The sequence below is a fragment of the Bacteroides sp. CACC 737 genome (assembly GCF_013874375.1).
Classification (GTDB): domain Bacteria; phylum Bacteroidota; class Bacteroidia; order Bacteroidales; family Bacteroidaceae; genus Bacteroides; species Bacteroides uniformis.
The window spans coordinates 3820672-3839665 of record NZ_CP059408.1 but is presented as its reverse complement, the minus strand read 5'-3'; the positions used below and the strand labels follow the sequence as shown (position 1 = coordinate 3839665).

The window sequence follows — 18994 nt, the reverse complement described above, 5'->3', positions numbered from 1 at the left end:
TCTTGAATACAGACGGTTTCCCTATTCCGGCTAATCAGAATTTGATGTCAACGCCAAAAGTGAAGGCTTTCGTCTGGGGATAATTGTTTGCCGCACCCAGAGATACCCCATCTGTTGCTGATGCGTTATAGTTGACTTCGGGGTCATAGCCATCCCAAAAGTCAGTAAAAGTCAAGAGATTCTCAGCATTGGCATAAATGTAGGCAGACTTCAGTCCGATGGCTTTCATCCATTTGGAGGGCAGGTCGTAACCCAGCTGCAGGTTCTTCAGACGCAGGTAAGCGGCACTCTTCATCCAGAAGGATGATGTATAGGTGTTGTTACTGCTCTTATAAGAGAGGCGAGGCGTGGATGCATCATGATTCTGCTCCGTCCAATAGTCAAGGTGTTCCTTGCGGTAGGTTCCTCCCTGATAGCAAGGCATCACGTAGTAGGAATTGAGATAACCGTCGGCCTTGCCAACTCCTTGCAAGAAAGCCGAAAGACGAATTCCTTTGTATCCCACTCCTAAATTAAAGCTATAACTATAGCGTGGAACTGTACTTCCGATAATCGTCTTGTCATCTGTAGTAATTTTGTTGTCTCCGCTGACATTCCGGTATTTCAGGTCACCGGGATATACGGTTGTACCGAATTGGGGACAGTTGGCATTGATTTCGTCCGCTTCTTCTTGTGAATTGATGAAACCGTCGCATATCAATCCGTAAATGGAGTTAATGGAAGACCCCTCTTGGTTACGAATATCACCGCTTGTGCTGCTTGTGCCCCGCATGTCGGTGATGGTGTTTTTCACGTCGCTCAGCGTAAGGGCGGCATCCAGCGAAAAGTCCCTCGTCAGCTTCTTGCTGTAGCCTACGCTTAGCTCCCATCCCTGGTTTCTTACCTTGCCGGCATTCTGGAAGGGAGCACCCATACCAATGTGGTTGGGGATGTCCAGCTTCATCAGGATACCATCCGTTATCTTCCTATACCAGTCGGCAGTGATGTTGATACAGCCGAACAGTGAAAGATCTATGCCTAAGTCAGTCATGGTAGAAGTCTCCCATGTAAGGTCCCTATTGGAGAGCGAGGTAACAGCAGAGGTCGTGTAAAGATTACCTCCCATAGATATAGAGCCCGTAGAGAGTTGCTGAGTAGTGGGATAATAGGAACTTCCGATATTCTGGTTGCCCAGTTTGCCCCAAGAGGCACGTAATTTCAGATTATCCACTCTATCGCGTATAGATTCCATAAAGGGTTCCTCGCTGATGCGCCATGCTGCAGAGAATGAAGGGAACACGCCATATCGGTTACCCTCTGCAAATCTGGAAGAACCGTCGGTACGGATATTGGCCTCCACAAGGTAGCGTTCCTTGTAGTTGTAATTCAAGCGGCCAAAGAAGGAGTTGATGGCCCATTGGTACTCCCCTCCTCCATTGTTCATGTTCTCAATGTTACCGGCATCAATTTGGTCATATTGAGGGAAGTTGAATACTTGACGATAGGCAGAAAGAGTCTTTTCTGTATAGGTCTGACACTCCATACCTGCCATTACTTTGAAGTAGTGGTCATCCAGCTGTTTCTCATAGTTGGTCAGTGCCTGTGTGTTCCAGTAGAAGTAACGGTAGGCCGATTCTGTAAGCGAGTTGTAGGTTTCGCCGCTCTTGAAGCTGGTAGTACCTTCCGGGTCACCATACGTGGTGACAGAATTCTTATAGTTATGGTTATTCTTGGTGATATAACGTGGAGTGGCTTGAACTGACACATTCCATCCATCGAGAATCTTATAGGTCAGAGCCATCGCCATGGTAGCACGGATAACATTGTTTTTCACAATACCGCCTTCACGCAACAACAGCACGGGGTTATTGCCCATCAGACCATTTGCCCCATTATAAAGACCAGTAGTAAATTGATTGACAATGTTCGGGGTTCGGGTGTTCATATAATTGAAGGCATGTCCTTCGTAGGGAGAACTATTTTTATTGGCATTGCTTACTTGTATGTCAAACTTCATGTCCAGACGGTCGCTAAGCTTGATGTCCATATTGTTGCGTACAGAGATTTTACGGTAAGAGGAATTGACCACTATACCCGTCTGGTCCAGATACCCTATAGAAGTAAGTGTCTTGATACGTTCTGATGAAGAAGTCAGAGTAAGCGTATGCCCATGGTTGAATCCGTTTTCTGTAAGAATCAAGTCCTGCCAGTCTGTATTAGGATAGATGTCCGGGTCAGTAGCCATGCCAGCCACATATTCCCTTATATATTCATCACTATAGGGCAGGTCGGATCCGTCGTTACCTGCTGCCACATTTTCTAATTGCATATATTCCAATGCATCCACTTTTTGAGGAAGCATCGTTGCGCCTTGGAATCCAAAATATCCTTTATAGGATATGCTGAACTTGTCTTGACTGCCACCCCGTTTGGTAGTCACCAGAATGACACCATTGGCAGCACGTGAACCATAGATGGATGCAGATGCAGCATCTTTCAAGACGGACACTGACTCGATGATGTTAGGATCCACTTCATCTATGGTTCCTTCTACGCCATCGACCAACACCAACGGGGCGGCACTATCACCACCGAAGGTTCCGATACCACGTATACGTATATGACCGCCATTGCCGCCTGGCTCACCGCTCTGTGTAGTGACAGTTACACCTGCAGCCATGCCTTGCAGAGCCGAAGATACGTTTGATACTCGACGGCTTGCAAGCTTCTCGCTGTTAAGCGAAGAAACCGAGCCTGACAGATTAACCTTCTTGTTAGTGCTATAACCTACCACTACCACGTCGTTAAGCAATTGTGAGTCTTCATCCAGTACCACATGAATGAAGTTCTCCCCTGCAGTCTTCAGCTTGAGGGTACGGAAGCCGATGTAGGATACGATGAGTTCCGCGTCTTCGATGGTTTCAAAATTGAAGTTGCCGTCCACATCGGTAATGGTTTTCTCGGGAGAATGGGTCACTTGAATTGTAGCACCGGGAAGTGGATTATTGAACCGGTCCACCACTTTACCTTTGACGGGTTTCAGTGAAGCTGCGACTACATTCAACGAAACAAGCAGCCCACAGACACACACAAAGGATTTAATCATTCTTGTTTTCATTAGTTTCTATGATGATTTTAATTTCGGCTGCAAAAGAATGGATGCTGTATTACAGACTTGTGTCACTTCTGTGATTTTGATATGACACCGGATGAGAGCCCGACATATGTAACTTGAACGTAACCCCATAGAAACGACGAAGTAATTTCACTCACCTATTTTTGCTCTCAATTCAAACAACAAATAATTGAAAGAGAAAAGCAATGAACAAAAAGAACATTTTTTACGCCGCATTGCTGCTTATGGCAATAGGGGCAGAAGCTAAAGAGATTAAAGGCAAAGTCATGGCCGACGGCAAGGGGCTGGCCAAAGTTGTAGTAACCGATGGCACCGCATTCGCTCTTACCAGTGAAGACGGAAGCTATATGATTGATGCTGATGAGAAGGCCCACTTTATCTATGTAGTGACACCTTCAGGCTATATGGCTCCTTGCAACGGGGGTACTCCCGTCTTCTATAAGACTCTGAACGAGAACAGCCACGATTTCCAGCTCCATCGCTGGGGAACAGTAGGAGGCAAATACGCCATGATGGCAGCAGCCGATACACAACCGCGCGGAGAGAACGCATTCCATCGGCTTGAAACGGAAGCTTTCCCCGACCTCAAGCAAGTGGGCTTTGAATATATGAGCCAGAATATTCCTGCTTTCGCCATCTTCTTGGGCGACATCTTATGGGATAACCTGGAAATGTTTCCCCACATCAAGCAAGAGATAGCAAAGATCCAAATTCCCATCTATCCGGTTATCGGCAACCACGACCACGACAAGGAGGTGAGCGACGATGATGCCAGTGCACATCTTTATCGGCATTTCTTTGGACCCACTTACTATGCGTTCAATGCTGGAAAAGACTATTATATCGTTTTGGACAATATCCTTTATAAAGGAAACAAGAAGTATGAGGTGGGGCTCAATGATCAGCAGCTCAATTGGGTGAAGAGCTATCTGCAGTACGTCCCCAAAGGGGCTCATCTGTTTGTTTGCATGCATGCTCCGGCATACTTCTATAACGAGAACTACAAGTTGGGACGCGTAGCCGAGTTACTCGACCTTTTCGAGGGTTATAAGGTAGATATTCTCAGTGGTCACACTCATGTACAATGCAACACACAAATCAGAAACAACATTCGTGAGTACAATATCGCCTCCATCGGAGGCGCGTGGTGGTTATGGGACGGCATCTATAGCAAAGACGGTACCCCTATTGGCTACCAAGTATTCGAATCCGGCAAGAACGGAATTGCAAATTATTTCAAGTCATTAGGACATGACCGTGACTATCAGTTCCGTTACTATCCCGTGGGTACAGTACCCGGCCATGAAGACGAACTCTGCGTCAAGGTATGGAATTGGGATAACCGCTGGAAAGTGGAATACTACGAAGACGGGAAGTTGAAAGGCGAAATGAAGCAGTATAAAGGCATGGATCCTGATTATGATTTCTTCCTGCAGCGCAAAGCTGTCACAGAGGGAAAGGATATGAAGGAACGTGGTCGCCAAGCTAACAAGAATGCTTATTTCTTTTTCTCTACAAAACCGAGCGATAAAGCAAAGAAAATAAAAATCGTGGTGACTGACGCCAACGGGAAAAGCTACGAGCAGTCTTTGGAACATTAAGTAAACAGACAGATAGTAATCGGTACCTGATTATGAGCCATTCCCTGCTCCTCGTTATTCAGCTATCGGTTATTATTCGTACCTTTACCCGAAAAAGGAATGCCACATGATACCCAAGCCCCTCATTACCTACATCGAGACAGCAATCATCCCCCGTTACAAGGAGTTTGACAAAGCACACAACCTCTCACACGTCCGCACCGTCATCGAAGAAAGCCTTGCCCTCGCCCGGCAATATCCCGAAGCGGACGAACGCCTGGCATACGTCATTGCCGCCTACCATGACACGGGACTGTGCCGCGACCGCGCCACCCACCACCTTGTCTCCGGCGAGATACTGATGGCGGACTCTACCCTGCGGCAATGGTTCTCCGACACGGAAATCCTCCTCATGAAAGAAGCCGTAGAAGACCACCGCGCCTCTACAGACCACGAACCTCGTAGCATCTACGGCAAGATTGTTGCCGAAGCGGACCGTATCATCGACCCGGACATCACCCTGCGCCGCACCGTGCAGTACGGATTGAAACAGAATCCTGCCGCCGACAAGGAGTGGCACTACCAGCGGTTCCATCAGCATCTCATGGCAAAATATGCACCCGGCGGTTATCTGAAGCTCTGGTTTCCCGAGGGCAAGAATGCGGAACAGCTGAAGAAGCTCCAAGCCATTATCGCAGACGAAGGACAGCTGCGGCAAGTTTTCAACCGAATATTCGAGGAGGAAAAGTAATAGCGGTATCAATGAAGCATATGCCCCATTTCATTTCCGACTATGGAAACGGTTTGTTTCCTATAATGGAACAGAGTGTTCTCTATAAGGAAACAAAGTGTTTCCTATAACGGAACAAATCGTTTTATCCCGTCGAAACAAGTCGTTTCATACAAGAGAAACAATCTGTTCCGACGGGGTGTAACAAAGTGTTCAGTACTGTGAACTAATACAATAGCTCTATTTAGAAGGTCTCACAAGATAAGTATCCGCCTCCATAAGTATAAAGACTTATGGGCGTGCCAACATGAGGAAATCATAAAACTCACAGATGGACTGGCCTTCGGTTTCTGATTCGAAGACAAAGAAGAGCGGCTGCTTTCCCTTATGCAGCTTTGCCGGAATAGAGAGCGGAGCATAGAACTCCCTGCAAGTGCTGCCAGCCTTCACATCCACAAGTCCTATCTCTACACCGCCTTTTGTTGTCCAAGGGCTACCCAGCATGATGCGGATGCATCCGTCGGTATCTTCAGCCTTCAACCTTAACTGCATCTGCAAAGACTTATCTCGCGGAACGGCATTCATATTCAAGTATTTATATCCTACAATCGACCCACTTGTATTATTCACCACCGGAGCGAACGGGATTTTGTGGTTGTTATCGCCGGCATAGGGATTATTATCCCGGTACACAGGCCGGATGTAAGACCCCGTGTAGACATAATGGGGATAGACCTCTTTGATACCTCCGGGATTGGTGTGCCAACAAGCCAACCCGGCCGAGATGCGCTGCATAGGATTGAGCCCTTCAAGAAGGAAACCCTCAGAGTTGAATTCCCCGCGCGAAATCACGACTTTCCCACCTTTTCCTTTTTCCACCTTTACATCAATGGCCGACACCATAGCCTGGCGTGCATAGCAATCGGTACCTATCTGGCGATGATAGAACACGTACCATTGCCCTCCTATCTTGCAGATACTGCCATGCGTATTTCCACCGGGCATGGCCGAAGCTATCACATTGCCTTTTTCATCATATTCGCGCGCCCGCGCATCGATGATTGTCCCACCATAGGTCCACGGGCCCAAGGGATGCTCGCTGTAGGCATAGGCCAACGTATAGTTGCTGGCGTTTGGCAGGCCATCTTCACCCTCGGCGGTAGTACGGCTATAGATAAACACATATTTATCCTCAATCTTGCGGATGGAGGATGCCTCAAAGAAGCGGAATATACCTTCCTGCCGATAGCCTGAAATCATGTTCTCCACCACTTCGGTACCCGGCTTTACCGTGCACATGGTAGCAGGGTCCAACTCCGCGCCATGCGAAATGCCAAATCCCCAATAACCATACACACGTCCATCATCATCGACAAACACTGCGGGGTCGAATCCCAAACAACCGAAAGTCTCGCGAGGACGCTCCTTATGCCAGTTGCATACCGTAAACGGGCCATCGGGACGGTCGCTTTTGGCAATCATGGAATTGCGTCCACCACCTTGATTATTCGGAAAGAGGTAGTAAGTTTTCTTACCATCGGCATCGGTAGTTACTGTCACGTCAGGGGCAAAAAGCACGTCGTCGGTTCCATCAGCATTCAGTTTATACAGTTCGGGCGACTCATTGACTTTAAATATCACGCCGTCATATCTCCAACGGGTCAGGTCCTCTACGGGTGCCGACCACACCACCTGGTCACGTCCGCAATACATCCACTTGAGATTATCGTGCGAACCATAAATATAAAGACGGTACTTGCCGGGACAGTCAGGATCCTCAAACACATAGGGCTCACCATCAGGAATAAATTCCCAAAGCGGCAGATAAGGATTCTGTGCAGATAATGTAAAAGACAGACCGATGAGACATGAGAAAATCATCAGAATTTTTCTTACTTTGTTTTTCATAATCGCATTGATTTATAGAATGATACTTAAATTTATAATTGCGACAAAACTATCAATTTATCATTTTACTCTCGTGCTTTTAATGCAAATTAACATACCCACTTTCCCCGGTAAGTACTATCTTTGCTTAAAAAAGTGAAGATAGGCTGCACCTCAGCATAAAAAATGAACGCGTTCATTTCATTCTGCCTTCGGTTTGCACTATCTTTGCATCCAATTAACTGAACAATAACTAAAAAACAAGATAACACTATGGCATTAAAAGCTGGTATCGTGGGCCTTCCCAACGTAGGAAAATCCACTCTTTTCAACTGCTTGAGCAGCGCAAAGGCACAAGCGGCAAACTTCCCGTTCTGTACAATCGACGCCCAAATGGGGCAAGTGTCCGTACCCGACGAACGACTGACGAAGCTCGCCGAGCTGGTTCACCCGGGGCGTATCGTACCCGCCGTGTGCGACATTGTCGACATTGCCGGACTGGTGAAAGGCGCCAGCAAAGGTGAAGGACTCGGCAACCAGTTCCTGGGCAACATCCGCGAGTGCGACGCCATCATCCACGTGCTGCGCTGCTTCGACAATGGCAACATCGTCCACGTGGACGGCTCGGTGAACCCCGTACGCGACAAGGAAATCATCGACACAGAGCTGCAACTGAAAGACCTCGAAACCGTGGAAAACCGCATCAAGCGCGTAGAGAAAATAGCCAAGGTGGGTGGCGACAAGGCTGCAAAGATAGAGTACGAACTCCTGCTCCGCTACAAGGATGCCCTGGAACAAGGACAAAGCGCCCGCACCGTCATCCCGCAGAACGACGACGAGGAACAATGCGCCAAGCAGATGTTCCTGCTTACTACCAAGCCCGTGCTCTATGTCTGCAACGTGGATGATGTCAGCGCCGCCGGCGGCAACCAGTACGTAGAGCAGGTGCGCGAAGCCATCAAGGGCGAGGATGCCGAACTTATCATCATCTCCGCCCAGACCGAGGCCGACATTGCCGAACTGGAGACATACGAGGAAAAACAGATGTTCCTCGAAGACCTGGGACTGAAAGAGAGCGGTTGCAACCGTTTGATTAAAGCTATCTACAGCCTGCTGAACCTCGAAACCTTCATCACTGCCGGAGAGATGGAAGTAAAGGCATGGACCTATCGCAAGGGATGGAAAGCACCGCAATGCGCCGGCGTTATCCATACGGATTTCGAGAAAGGGTTTATCCGGGCAGAGGTCATCAAGTATGAGGATTATATCAAGTATGGCAGCGAAGCAGCCGTGCGCGAAGCCGGAAAGTTGGGTGTGGAAGGCAAGGAGTATGTGGTGCAGGATGGGGACATCATGCACTTCAGGTTCAATGTGTAATGATATTCATTCCAGATGGCAATGTACTTTCTTTGTACATTGCCATTTTCTAATAAACTCCATACAATAACAATACTGTGAAACAGATTATCTTCCTTTTATTCTTATTGTCCTATACTGCCGTTTATGCACAACAGCAAGACTCGGTAACCATTCACGGACGGGTGACTGATTACAACGGACAACCGATAGACAGTGCCAGCATCTGGTGGCAAAACCCGCAGTTCAATGACATCATAGAAGCCATAACCGACAAAGACGGGCATTACACGGCCCGTATACCCAAAGGGAAATATCAAAGTGCAGCCTCTATTTATCTGCCCTCCTATGCGCACATTGCCATGAAAAGCGGGCTGCCCGAAACTGAACACCGCCTGGAGTTCTGGGCCTGGGATTTCATCGCCGACCGCGACACTACACTCGACATACGTTATCATCGTATGGAAGCTTATGGCCTGCGTGCTTTCCGCATCCCCGGAGCCATGCCTACTTATCAGATATACGTCCGTCCCATGAGCTTGACACGTACCTACCAATGGATGAAAGAAACAAAGCCCGAGTCATTGGTACACGGTGAAAACCTGAGTGACATTGAGCAACAAGAACAAAACGAAGAAGCCAAAGAATGCCAGATGGCTCCCCGCCCCGGGCAACTGAAAGTCACCGTCTGGATAGACGGCGAGAAAGTCCCCGTGCTGATGAAGCAGGAAATAAAAGAATATTTCGACAGCAACGAATATGGCAACGCCTATCTATTGACAGTAGACATGCCCAAGCATCCCAAAAAAGACCTTCCCTACCGTATCTTCAAAGTAGAGCTGGAAGACATGGAAAACGGTGACCGGGGCGAAGGGCTTTACTATATGGAAAAGGAAAACTACGTTCAATAAACCATACACAACAAATGGCAAACAGTAATCTGAAATACCTCATAGCAGGTACCGGCGGCGTAGGCGGAAGCATCGCCGCCTTTCTTTCATTATCCGGCAAAGACGTCACTTGCATTGCACGTGGCGAACACCTTGCCGCCATACGCGGGAACGGTCTGCAACTGCACTCCGATTTGAAAGGTGAACATTGTCTGAAAGTGGCGGCATTTACCGCAGAAGAATTCCAAGGCAAAGCGGATGTTATCTTCGTCTGCGTCAAAGGTTATTCCGTAGACTCCATTACGGAACTCATCAAACGTGCCTCACACGAGCGTACAGTGGTAATCCCCATCCTGAATGTTTACGGAACCGGTCCCCGTATCCAGCGGTTGGTCCCCGGCGTCACGGTGCTCGACGGCTGCATCTACATCGTAGGATTCGTATCCGGACGGGGAGAAATCACGCAGATGGGAAAGATTTTCCGGCTCGTCTACGGAGCACACCGCAGCACGATTGTTTCCCGTGAAACATTGGAAGCCGTGCAACGCGATTTGCAGGAAAGCGGCATCAAAGCCGAAATCTCCGACGACATCAACCGGGACACATTCGTCAAGTGGTCTTTCATTTCTGCTATGGCCGTCACCGGAGCCTATTACGACGTACCTATGGGCGAAGTCCAGAAACCGGGCAAAGTGCGCGACACCTTTATCGGACTGTCACAAGAGAGTGCAGCTTTGGGCAGGAAGTTGGGTATAGAATTCAAGGAAGACATCGTGCAGTATAACCTCAAAGTAATAGACAAACTCGCCCCCGAAAGTACCGCCTCCATGCAGAAAGATATGGCCAAAGGACATCAGAGCGAAGTACAAGGCTTGTTGTTCGACATGATTACGGCTGCAGAGGAACAAGGGATTGAGGTGCCGACGTATAGGATGGTGGCGGAGAAATTCAAATAAACTGCCACGATGAACTGCCAAACGAGATAATTTCATACCTTTGTCCCGAACAACCCCGTAATTCAGTAATTTAATTCTTCATAAATATGCTATCACTACTCACCATCAACTGGAACCCCGACCCCGAACTATTCAACTTCTTCGGCATATCCATCCGCTACTACGGTTTATTATGGATTATCGGCCTCGCCTTTGCCTACCTTATCGTGCAACACCAGTACCACGACCGCAAAATAGACGAAAAGAAATTCGAACCTCTTTTCTTCTATTGCTTCTTCGGCATACTGATAGGCGCACGACTGGGCCACTGCATATTTTACGACTGGGCCTACTACCAGGACCACTTCGTTGAAATGATTCTCCCCATCAAGCAGACCGCCGCAGGATGGAAAATGACGGGTTACACCGGCCTTGCCAGCCACGGCGGCACGCTGGGCCTGATTATCGCCCTCTGGATGTACTGCCGCAAGACGAAGATGCACTACATGGACGTGCTCGACATGATAGCCGTTGCCACTCCCATCACCGCCTGCTGCATCCGCCTTGCCAACCTGATGAACTCCGAAATCATCGGTAAACCGACCGACGTGCCCTGGGCATTCATCTTCGAGCGCGAAGACATGCTGCCTCGCCATCCGGCACAGCTCTACGAAGCCATCGCCTACTTCATCTTCTTCCTGGGGATGGTCTGGCTATACAAACGCGGACAGAAGAAACAAGAGACCAAGCTCGAAACAGATTTCAGCACCACCAAGCGGAAATCAACCACCGTGCAGGCCGAAGCCTCCCTGCCCTATCACCGCGGTTTCTTCTTCGGACTCTGCCTGACGGAGATTTTCACCTTCCGTTTCTTCATCGAGTTCCTGAAAGAAAACCAGGTGAACTTTGAGGACAGCATGACGCTGAACATGGGCCAGTGGCTCAGTATCCCGTTTGTGATTATCGGGGTATATTTCATGTGTTTCTACGGGAAGAAAGCTTCCAAATAAACATTTCAGCCCTACATAAGCAACATACCCACCCCTTTCATCTGTGTGGATTTCTCTACTTTTACGGCATCGAAACAGTAACCGTAAATCATATATTTATCATGAAAGAGAGACAACTGATGAAAGGGGCAGCTTTTATGCTGCTGGCAGCAACTGCCACCCTGCCTGCGCATGCCCAACTGAAAACAAATGCCGGCGTGCAATACCTGCTTTCCCAGTCGAAAGACATGAGCCAGGATTTTCTGGACCTCAGCAACACCTATTTCTTCGCCGACAGTCTGGTATCGTTCGACACCTCCACCGGTAAAGGAACCGTCCAGTGGAAACGCCAGCAACTGATGCCCCGCCAGGCATTCAATGCAAACACTTACCTGCACCAGCCCCTCCAGTCGCTGGACTTCCCGGAGACCGCCTACGACAATAACCCGCAACTGACGTTCACCGTCGAGCCGGTCAGCGAACGTACCCTTCGCATCCGTATGCTCACCTCGCCCATCGTGCCGAAAGAAGATGCTGACGACCCCATGCTCATAGGAAAGCCCGCCGACGGACGCTCCTTCTGGAAAGCCGAGAAGACGGACAAAGGTACGCTGTACACCTCCCGATACGGCAGCCTGCTCATCCAGAACTATCCCTGGCGTCTGGTACTGAAAGACGCCGACGGACGCCTGCTGACACAGACCCGTTGCTGGAGCGACAACGACTCTACGCAGGTCAAGGTACCTCCATTCAGCTTCATCAAGCGCGGCTCGGACAACTCACGCAGCATCAATCCCGTATTCAGCCTCGCGCCGAACGAGAAAATCTACGGTTGCGGCGAGTCCGCCACCGCACTGAACAAGGCCGGGCAGAAGGTCAACCTCTTTGTCACCGACCCGCAGGGCCCCGAAACCCCGGACATGTACAAGCCTATCCCCTTCTTTTTCAGTAACCGCGGCTATGGCATGTTTATGCACACTTCCGCCCCCGTGACCTGCGACTTCGGCTGTTCCTACATCGGAGCCACCAAACTCTTCATGGCAGACGAAGCGATGGACATCTTCATCTTCCTAGGTTCGCCGAAGGAGATGCTGAGCGAATACACCGCACTGGTAGGACGGCCCGAAATGCCCCCCTTGTGGAGCTTCGGCACCTGGATGAGCCGCATCACCTACTTCAGCGAAGCAGAGGGCCGCGACGTAGCCCGGAAACTGCGTGAGAACAAGATACCGAGCGATGTCATCCACTTCGATACCGGCTGGTTCAGCGTGGACTGGCAATGCGACTACGCCTTTGCCGCCGACCGCTTCGACAATCCCCGGCAGATGCTCACCGACCTGAGGTCACAAGGTTTCCGCACCTGCCTCTGGCAACTTCCCTACTTCACTCCGAAAAACAAGTTCTTCCCTGAGTTGGTAGAACGCGGTCTGTACGTGCGCAACGGCAAGGGACAGCTCCCCTACGAGGACGTGGTGCTGGACTTCACCAACCCCGAAACCGTGCAGTGGTATCAAAAGAAGCTCGGCAACCTGATTGAAATGGGTGTAGGCGCCATCAAAGTAGACTTCGGCGAAGGTGCCCCACTGGATGCCATCTATGCCAACGGCCGTAGCGGACTATACGAACACAACCTCTATCCCCTGCGCTACAACAAGACCGTGGCCGAGGTAATCAAGAAGATACACGGCGAAAACATTATCTGGGCACGTTCCGCATGGGCAGGCTCACAACGCTACCCGCTGCACTGGGGCGGTGACGCCGCCACTACCGAAACCGGTTTCGAGGGAACCATCCGCAGCGGCCTCTCCATCGGACTGAGCGGATTCTGTTTCTGGAGCAATGACATAGGTGGCTTCGTGACCCAAAGCCCCGAAAGCCTCTACCGCCGCTGGCTGCCCTTCGGCTTCCTCACCAGCCACAGCCGCGTGCACGGAGCACCTCCCACCGAGCCGTGGTACTACGGGAAAGAGTTCACAGACTATTTCCGCCGTTGTGCCGAACTGAAGTACAAACTGATGCCCTACGTATATGCACAATCCAAAGAGTGCACCGAAAACGGCTGGCCGATGCTCCGCGCCCTGCTGCTGGAGTATCCCGACGACCCGGGTGCATGGCTGGTAGAGGACGAGTACATGTTCGGTTCCAATCTCCTCGTGGCACCCATGCTCGAAGAGGGCAGCGGACGGGATGTCTACCTCCCCGGACGGCAGAAATGGATAGACTACCAGACCGGAAAGGTGTATGCTCCGGGATGGAACCATATCGAGTGCGGCACCCTGCCCATCGTCATTCTTGTAAAGGACGGTTCGGCCATCCCCCATATCCCCGTGGCACAATGCACAGACCAGATGAAATGGGACAAGATTACGTGGAAGAAGTATCTGGCAGACGAAAAGAAAGCCGAAGGGTTGCTCTGCCTGCCGCAGGACGGACGGTTGCAACGAATGTCCATCCCATAATCCCCTATCCTTTCATGTATGAGATGCATATCTCGTGCAGACAAAAGGTATAGATTGAGATAACAACCAAGAATGTTTGTTATGACAACCCACTACATTGAATCCATTAAACCCTAATGAACCATGAGAAACAAGTCACTACTCCTCATTTTCTCTCTGCTGCTTTGCCTGCAGACAAGCGCACAACAAACACAAGCCTTCCAAGATACCACGCTCACCGACGAACAGCGCGTGGACCATCTTCTTTCCATCCTGACATTGGATGAAAAGATAAACCTTCTTTCCACCGACCTCGGTGTCCCCCGCCTCAACATTCCCCGTTGCGGACACTACGAAGGACTGCACGGGCTGACCCTCGGCGGGCCTGCCATGTGGGGCGGACGCCAAAGAACGGAAGACGGGAAAGTAGTCCCCACAGACTGCCCCACCACCATATTCCCCCAATCCTACGGTCTGGGCTCCACATGGGACACCGATTTGGTGCAGAAAGTAGCGGAACAAGCTGCTGAAGAAGCCCGCTACTACATGCAGACCACCGGCAACAAGCGTCATGCCCTCGTGATGCGCGCTCCGAATGCCGACCTTGCCCGCGACCCGCGCTGGGGACGTACCGAGGAGAGTTTCGGAGAAGATGCTTTCCTCACCGCCCAACTCACCATTGCCAGCGTACGCGGCCTGCAAGGCAATCATCCCCGCTACTGGAAAACTGCCTCTCTGATGAAACACTTCCTTGCTAATAGTAACGAGGACGGACGGGACAGCACTTCCTCCGACTTCGACACGCGGCTGTTCCATGAATACTACGCTTATCCTTTCTATAAAGGCATCACCGAGGGAGGCAGCCGTGCCTTCATGGCAGCCTACAACAGTTGGAACAGCATCCCCATGTCCATCCATCCCTGCCTCGAAGAGATTACCCGCAAGCAGTGGGGCAACAACGGTATCATCTGTACGGACGGTGGTGCCCTGAAACTGCTGATTGAAGCGCACAAGAGTTTTCCGAGCTTTGCGGAGGGTGCCGCTGCCGTAGTAAAAGCCACCACAGGACAATTTCTCGACGTATACGTTCCTTACGTCAAGGAAGCGCTGGAAAAGGGATTGCTGACCGAAGCCGACATTGACAAAGCCATCCGCGGGAACATCTTCGTCGCCCTCAAGCTTGGCTTGCTGGACGGGGACCACTCCCGTAACCCTTATCTCTCCATCGGAAAGGACAGTACGCAGGCACCGCCTTTCATGACAGCAGAAGCCCGCAGGCTGGCACGGGAAGTCACCGCCAAGTCCGTGGTATTATTGAAAAACAAGAATCTCCTGCCACTCGATGCCGGAAAGCTGCGTAAAATAGCCGTTATAGGCCCGTATTCGGACAAAATCGTACAAGACTGGTATAGTGGTACCCCGCCTTACGAAACAACGATTCTGAGTGGCATACGCAATGCTGTGAAAGAAGGAACCGAAATCATCCACGCCGAAGACAACCGCATGGGCCAGGCGGAAAAGGCTGCCGCAGCCGCCGACATCGCCATTGTATGTGTAGGAAACCATCCTTACGGCACACGTGCGGACTGGAAGTTCTCTCCCGTCCCCAGTGACGGCCGCGAAGCCGTGGACCGCAAATCGCTGATGCTGCCCGATGAAGACTTGGTGAAGCTGGTGCTCAAAGCCAATCCCAATACCATACTGGTGCTCGTCAGCAGTTTCCCCTACACCATCAACTGGAGCCAGGAGCACGTGCCTGCCATCGTTCACATCACCCACTGCAGCCAGGAGCAGGGCAACGGACTGGCCGACGTACTCTTCGGCAAGGTAAATCCAGCCGGACGTACCGTACAGACGTGGGTGAAAGACATCATCGACCTGCCCGACATGATGGACTACGACATCCGCAACGGACGTACGTATATGTACCACCAAGGCCCTGTGCTCTATCCTTTCGGCTATGGTCTGAGCTATTCCGACTTTACGTACGAGAAGATTGAATCCGTCAAGCAAGACAAGAAGAACATCCGCGTGACGGTATCAGTGAAGAATACCAGCGGACGCGACGGAGAAGAAGTCGTACAGCTCTATGCCAGCTATCCGGACTCCAAAGTGGAACGTCCTTCCAAGCAGTTGCGCGCCTTCAAGCGTATCCCCATCAAGGCCGGCGAAACCCGGGAAGTGACGCTTACCGTTCCCAAAGAGGAGCTCGGCTATTGGAACGAAGGAAAGCAGATGTTCGTTGTAGAACCCGGAACGGTGAAGCTGCTGATAGGGGCTTCGTCGGAAGATATACGGTTGGAGGGAAAGATCAGGCTATAAGAATGAAAAAGCCATCCCTTAACATACCGACTATAAAAATTAGCGAGTTATGCCACAACAACGTGGCAAACCCGCTAATTACATATTTGCAAGCATAAATGAAGTACAAGGTCACTTTATAATAAACTCATATCTTCCTGCCGCCAGTTCCACCACCCGTACATTCTCGGCCTTGTCAGGTAAAGTGAGTGTAGCTGTACTGTTAGCGGGCACTGTAACTTCATAATGCACACATTTCCCTTTCCATTCCCAGCGAGAAACAATTTTACCGTAAGGCGACCGATGACGAGCTTCAAACCGTTTCAATCCCTTTATGAAATGGGGACGGAGCAGAATGTTTTGAAAACCAGGTTGCGCGGGATCAGGGAAAATACCTCCCAGCCCCTTGTAGAACCAAGCACCTATTTCACCGAACATCATATGATTGTCCGAGATGTCACGAGTAGCCTGCAAATCCCAGTTCTCGAGCAGCGTAGTGGCACCGTTCACCATCCACCAACCCCATGAAGGATAAGTGTCCTGTACAGCCACCTTATAAGCTGTTTCAGCATAACCATTTTCGCTGAGTGCATTCAGAATAGCTTTAGCTCCTAATACACCCACATCCAAGTGAAAACCGTCCTCCTCTACCTTATGTGCCAAGTTAGCTGCCACTTTTCCTATCAACTTTTCGGGCACAATCTTCCATTGCAAGGGAACACTCAATTCGGTTTGTGAACCTTCGGCATAGATGCCTGTTTCTCGATTCAGGAACTTATCATTGACAGCTTGCTTTATCTCCTCCGACAAGGCATTATAATATTCGTAATCGGCCTGTTTGCCGAAGAGTTTGGCAGCAGCGGCCAAAATCTTGGTATCTACATAAAAGTAGACCGAGGAAGTCAGCTCTTTATTGGATTTTGACTTCACCGGCACCCAGTCTCCGCGCCCCCACGTAGTGAGATGATTGTTAGAGATACGCTCCACATAATCCACATAACGTTTGATGCTCTCGTAACAATCGCTCAAGGGCTTGCTATCACCGTAGAAGAGGTAGATATTCCAAGGGATGATGGCAATAGTACTAGTCCAGTCCAGCCCGTTGTCTGTACCATATCCCCATCCACCAGTTGGAATAATATCGGGCAGCACTCCGTTGGGCTGCTGTTCGTCACGATGGTCGGCCAACCATTTTTCGTAAACGGTAATTCCATCAAAGTTATAAAATGCTGCCTCAATGGCAAAATGACCGTCACCAGTCCAACCGTTCTTCTCGCGCTGAGGGCAATCGGTGGGGTAGCCCATCAGATTGGAAAGGTAAGAGTGATTGGCAGCATGGAGCAGCTTGCCTATCAGTGGACTCGAAGATTCCAAGCTACCTACTGCCGGCACATCACTGTGCATGAAGTAAGCAATCAAGCTGTTTTGGTCAAGCTCAATAGGCTTATCTGCCACTACCTCCACATAACGAAATCCCTTGTAATTAAATCGGGGCATGAACTCATCCTCTTCTCCACTCAGAATGAGAATGTCCGTCTGAAAAGGGTCTTTCTCCTTATCGCCTCGAAAGTAGACATCAATGTTCGAGAGATCGAGGCGGCCATTTGGATGTAAGCGTTCGCCATGTTTGATTCTGACCTCCGTTCCCCGTTCACCCGAAACATGAATACAAGTCACACCGGACATATTTTGCCCGAAATCATAGATGTATGTTTTCTCGTCCACTTTGCGGAAAGAGACGGCGGGGAAAATCTTTACATTACGGATGGGATGTACTTGCTGGGCAGTGACATTGGAAGAAGGTACACTCCGATAGGCTACTCCGCGCCACTTGGAATCATCGAATTCCGGAGTGCTCCATCCTTTCTGCTCCAGACGTGCATCGTAGTGCTCGCCAGTATAGATACTATTAAAAGTGATTGCACCCGACGCTGTCCGCCAACTGAGATCGGTGGGAATAGTCTCCACGCTTCCATCGGTGTAAGTAATGCGCAAGTCCAGACAGAAAGCGGGACGGTTGCGCCAAGGGGCACGGTCGAAGTCCCACACTGCTTTGGATTGATGGTTATACCAGCCGTTACCCAAAAGTACGCCAATAGCGTTGTCACCATTCTGTAATTGTGAAGTCACATCATAAGCCACATACAAGTTGCGGCGATCAAAGCGGGTATAGAGAGGGGCAAGGCAGTGGTCTCCTACCTTCTCGCCATTGATGTAAAGCTCATATAGTCCAGCAGCGGCAATATAAGCACGCGCTGACTTTACCTTTTTGCCGGTCTTGAACTCTTTTCGGAAGTAAGGGGCAGGCCCATAATGAATATCCTTGCCATCGCCAATCCAAGCACCTTGCCAATGTTGCATCCCCATCATGCCCGTTTCAAAGTAAGAGACAGGAGAAGCTGTCTCCTTATATTCCATGTCGCTGCAGATTACTTTCCAATAATATCTAGTGAAAGGCTGCAGTTTTTTGCCCGCATAGGCCACAAGCTGATTACGGGAATCGTTCTTTCCACTATCCCACATCCTGCCACAGCCATTGACCACATTCAACGAGTCTTCGTCTACCACAATCCGCCAGGAAGTCTGCACAGCTCCCTGCCTACCATCTTCCATCCGCCAAGAAAGGCGTGGAACGGGATTATCCAAACCTATAGGTCTGTCAAGATGTTCGCTCCTCAGATCAACCAAACGAACCGGAGTCTGCCCTTGTACAGTAATGCAAGCAAAGAATGTGAATAGAAGCAGTATATTTCTTTTCATAACTCCATTGTTT

The 18994-nt window shown here is 50.0% G+C and carries 11 protein-coding genes; 8 read left to right on the top strand and 3 right to left on the bottom strand.

Features of this window, described 5'->3' with window-relative positions; all coding sequences use genetic code 11:
* Window positions 1-34 precede the first annotated feature (34 nt).
* The gene (locus H1A11_RS15995) at window positions 35-3085 is read right to left on the bottom strand and encodes a TonB-dependent receptor (RefSeq protein WP_005833923.1); all 3051 of its coding nucleotides are present in this window, start codon (window positions 3083-3085) and stop codon (window positions 35-37) included.
* A 215-nt stretch (window positions 3086-3300) separates the two neighbouring features.
* Between H1A11_RS15995 and H1A11_RS15990 the strand changes: the two genes are divergently transcribed.
* Window positions 3301-4716, top strand: coding sequence for a calcineurin-like phosphoesterase family protein (locus H1A11_RS15990; RefSeq protein ID WP_005833924.1), 1416 nt, complete (start codon window positions 3301-3303; stop codon window positions 4714-4716).
* Window positions 4717-4822: 106 nt separating this feature from the next.
* Window positions 4823-5446: an HD domain-containing protein gene (locus H1A11_RS15985; RefSeq protein WP_005833925.1), complete on the top strand. Its 624-nt coding sequence runs from the start codon at window positions 4823-4825 to the stop codon at window positions 5444-5446.
* Between the two features lie 270 nt (window positions 5447-5716).
* On the opposite strand, the gene H1A11_RS15980 is transcribed toward H1A11_RS15985, so the two are convergent.
* Window positions 5717-7333 carry a family 43 glycosylhydrolase gene (locus H1A11_RS15980; RefSeq protein ID WP_181757442.1) on the bottom strand — a complete coding sequence of 539 codons (1617 nt, stop codon included), beginning with the start codon at window positions 7331-7333 and terminating at the stop codon, window positions 5717-5719.
* Window positions 7334-7585: 252 nt separating this feature from the next.
* On the opposite strand from H1A11_RS15980, the gene ychF reads away from it, so the two are divergent.
* The 6 genes from ychF to H1A11_RS15950 all read left to right on the top strand — a co-directional run bounded on the left by ychF (window position 7586) and on the right by H1A11_RS15950 (window position 16242).
* A complete protein-coding gene (gene ychF / locus H1A11_RS15975; protein ID WP_057097379.1) occupies window positions 7586-8689 on the top strand; it encodes a redox-regulated ATPase YchF in 1104 nt (367 codons plus the stop codon).
* A gap of 77 nt (window positions 8690-8766) precedes the next feature.
* Window positions 8767-9579, top strand: coding sequence for a carboxypeptidase-like regulatory domain-containing protein (locus tag H1A11_RS15970; protein ID WP_181757441.1), 813 nt, complete (start codon window positions 8767-8769; stop codon window positions 9577-9579).
* A 14-nt stretch (window positions 9580-9593) separates the two neighbouring features.
* Window positions 9594-10514 carry a ketopantoate reductase family protein gene (locus H1A11_RS15965; protein WP_005833928.1) on the top strand — a complete coding sequence of 307 codons (921 nt, stop codon included), beginning with the start codon at window positions 9594-9596 and terminating at the stop codon, window positions 10512-10514.
* A gap of 86 nt (window positions 10515-10600) precedes the next feature.
* A complete protein-coding gene (gene lgt / locus H1A11_RS15960; RefSeq protein ID WP_005833929.1) occupies window positions 10601-11503 on the top strand; it encodes a prolipoprotein diacylglyceryl transferase in 903 nt (300 codons plus the stop codon).
* A gap of 101 nt (window positions 11504-11604) precedes the next feature.
* On the top strand, window positions 11605-13941 hold the full coding sequence (locus H1A11_RS15955; protein WP_181757440.1) for an alpha-xylosidase: 2337 nt from the start codon (window positions 11605-11607) through the stop codon (window positions 13939-13941).
* A 123-nt stretch (window positions 13942-14064) separates the two neighbouring features.
* Window positions 14065-16242 carry a glycoside hydrolase family 3 C-terminal domain-containing protein gene (locus H1A11_RS15950; RefSeq protein WP_181757439.1) on the top strand — a complete coding sequence of 726 codons (2178 nt, stop codon included), beginning with the start codon at window positions 14065-14067 and terminating at the stop codon, window positions 16240-16242.
* Window positions 16243-16353: 111 nt separating this feature from the next.
* Here H1A11_RS15950 and H1A11_RS15945 read toward each other — a convergent pair whose 3' ends face one another.
* Window positions 16354-18981 carry a glycoside hydrolase family 78 protein gene (locus H1A11_RS15945; protein ID WP_131225663.1) on the bottom strand — a complete coding sequence of 876 codons (2628 nt, stop codon included), beginning with the start codon at window positions 18979-18981 and terminating at the stop codon, window positions 16354-16356.
* Window positions 18982-18994: the final 13 nt, after the last annotated feature.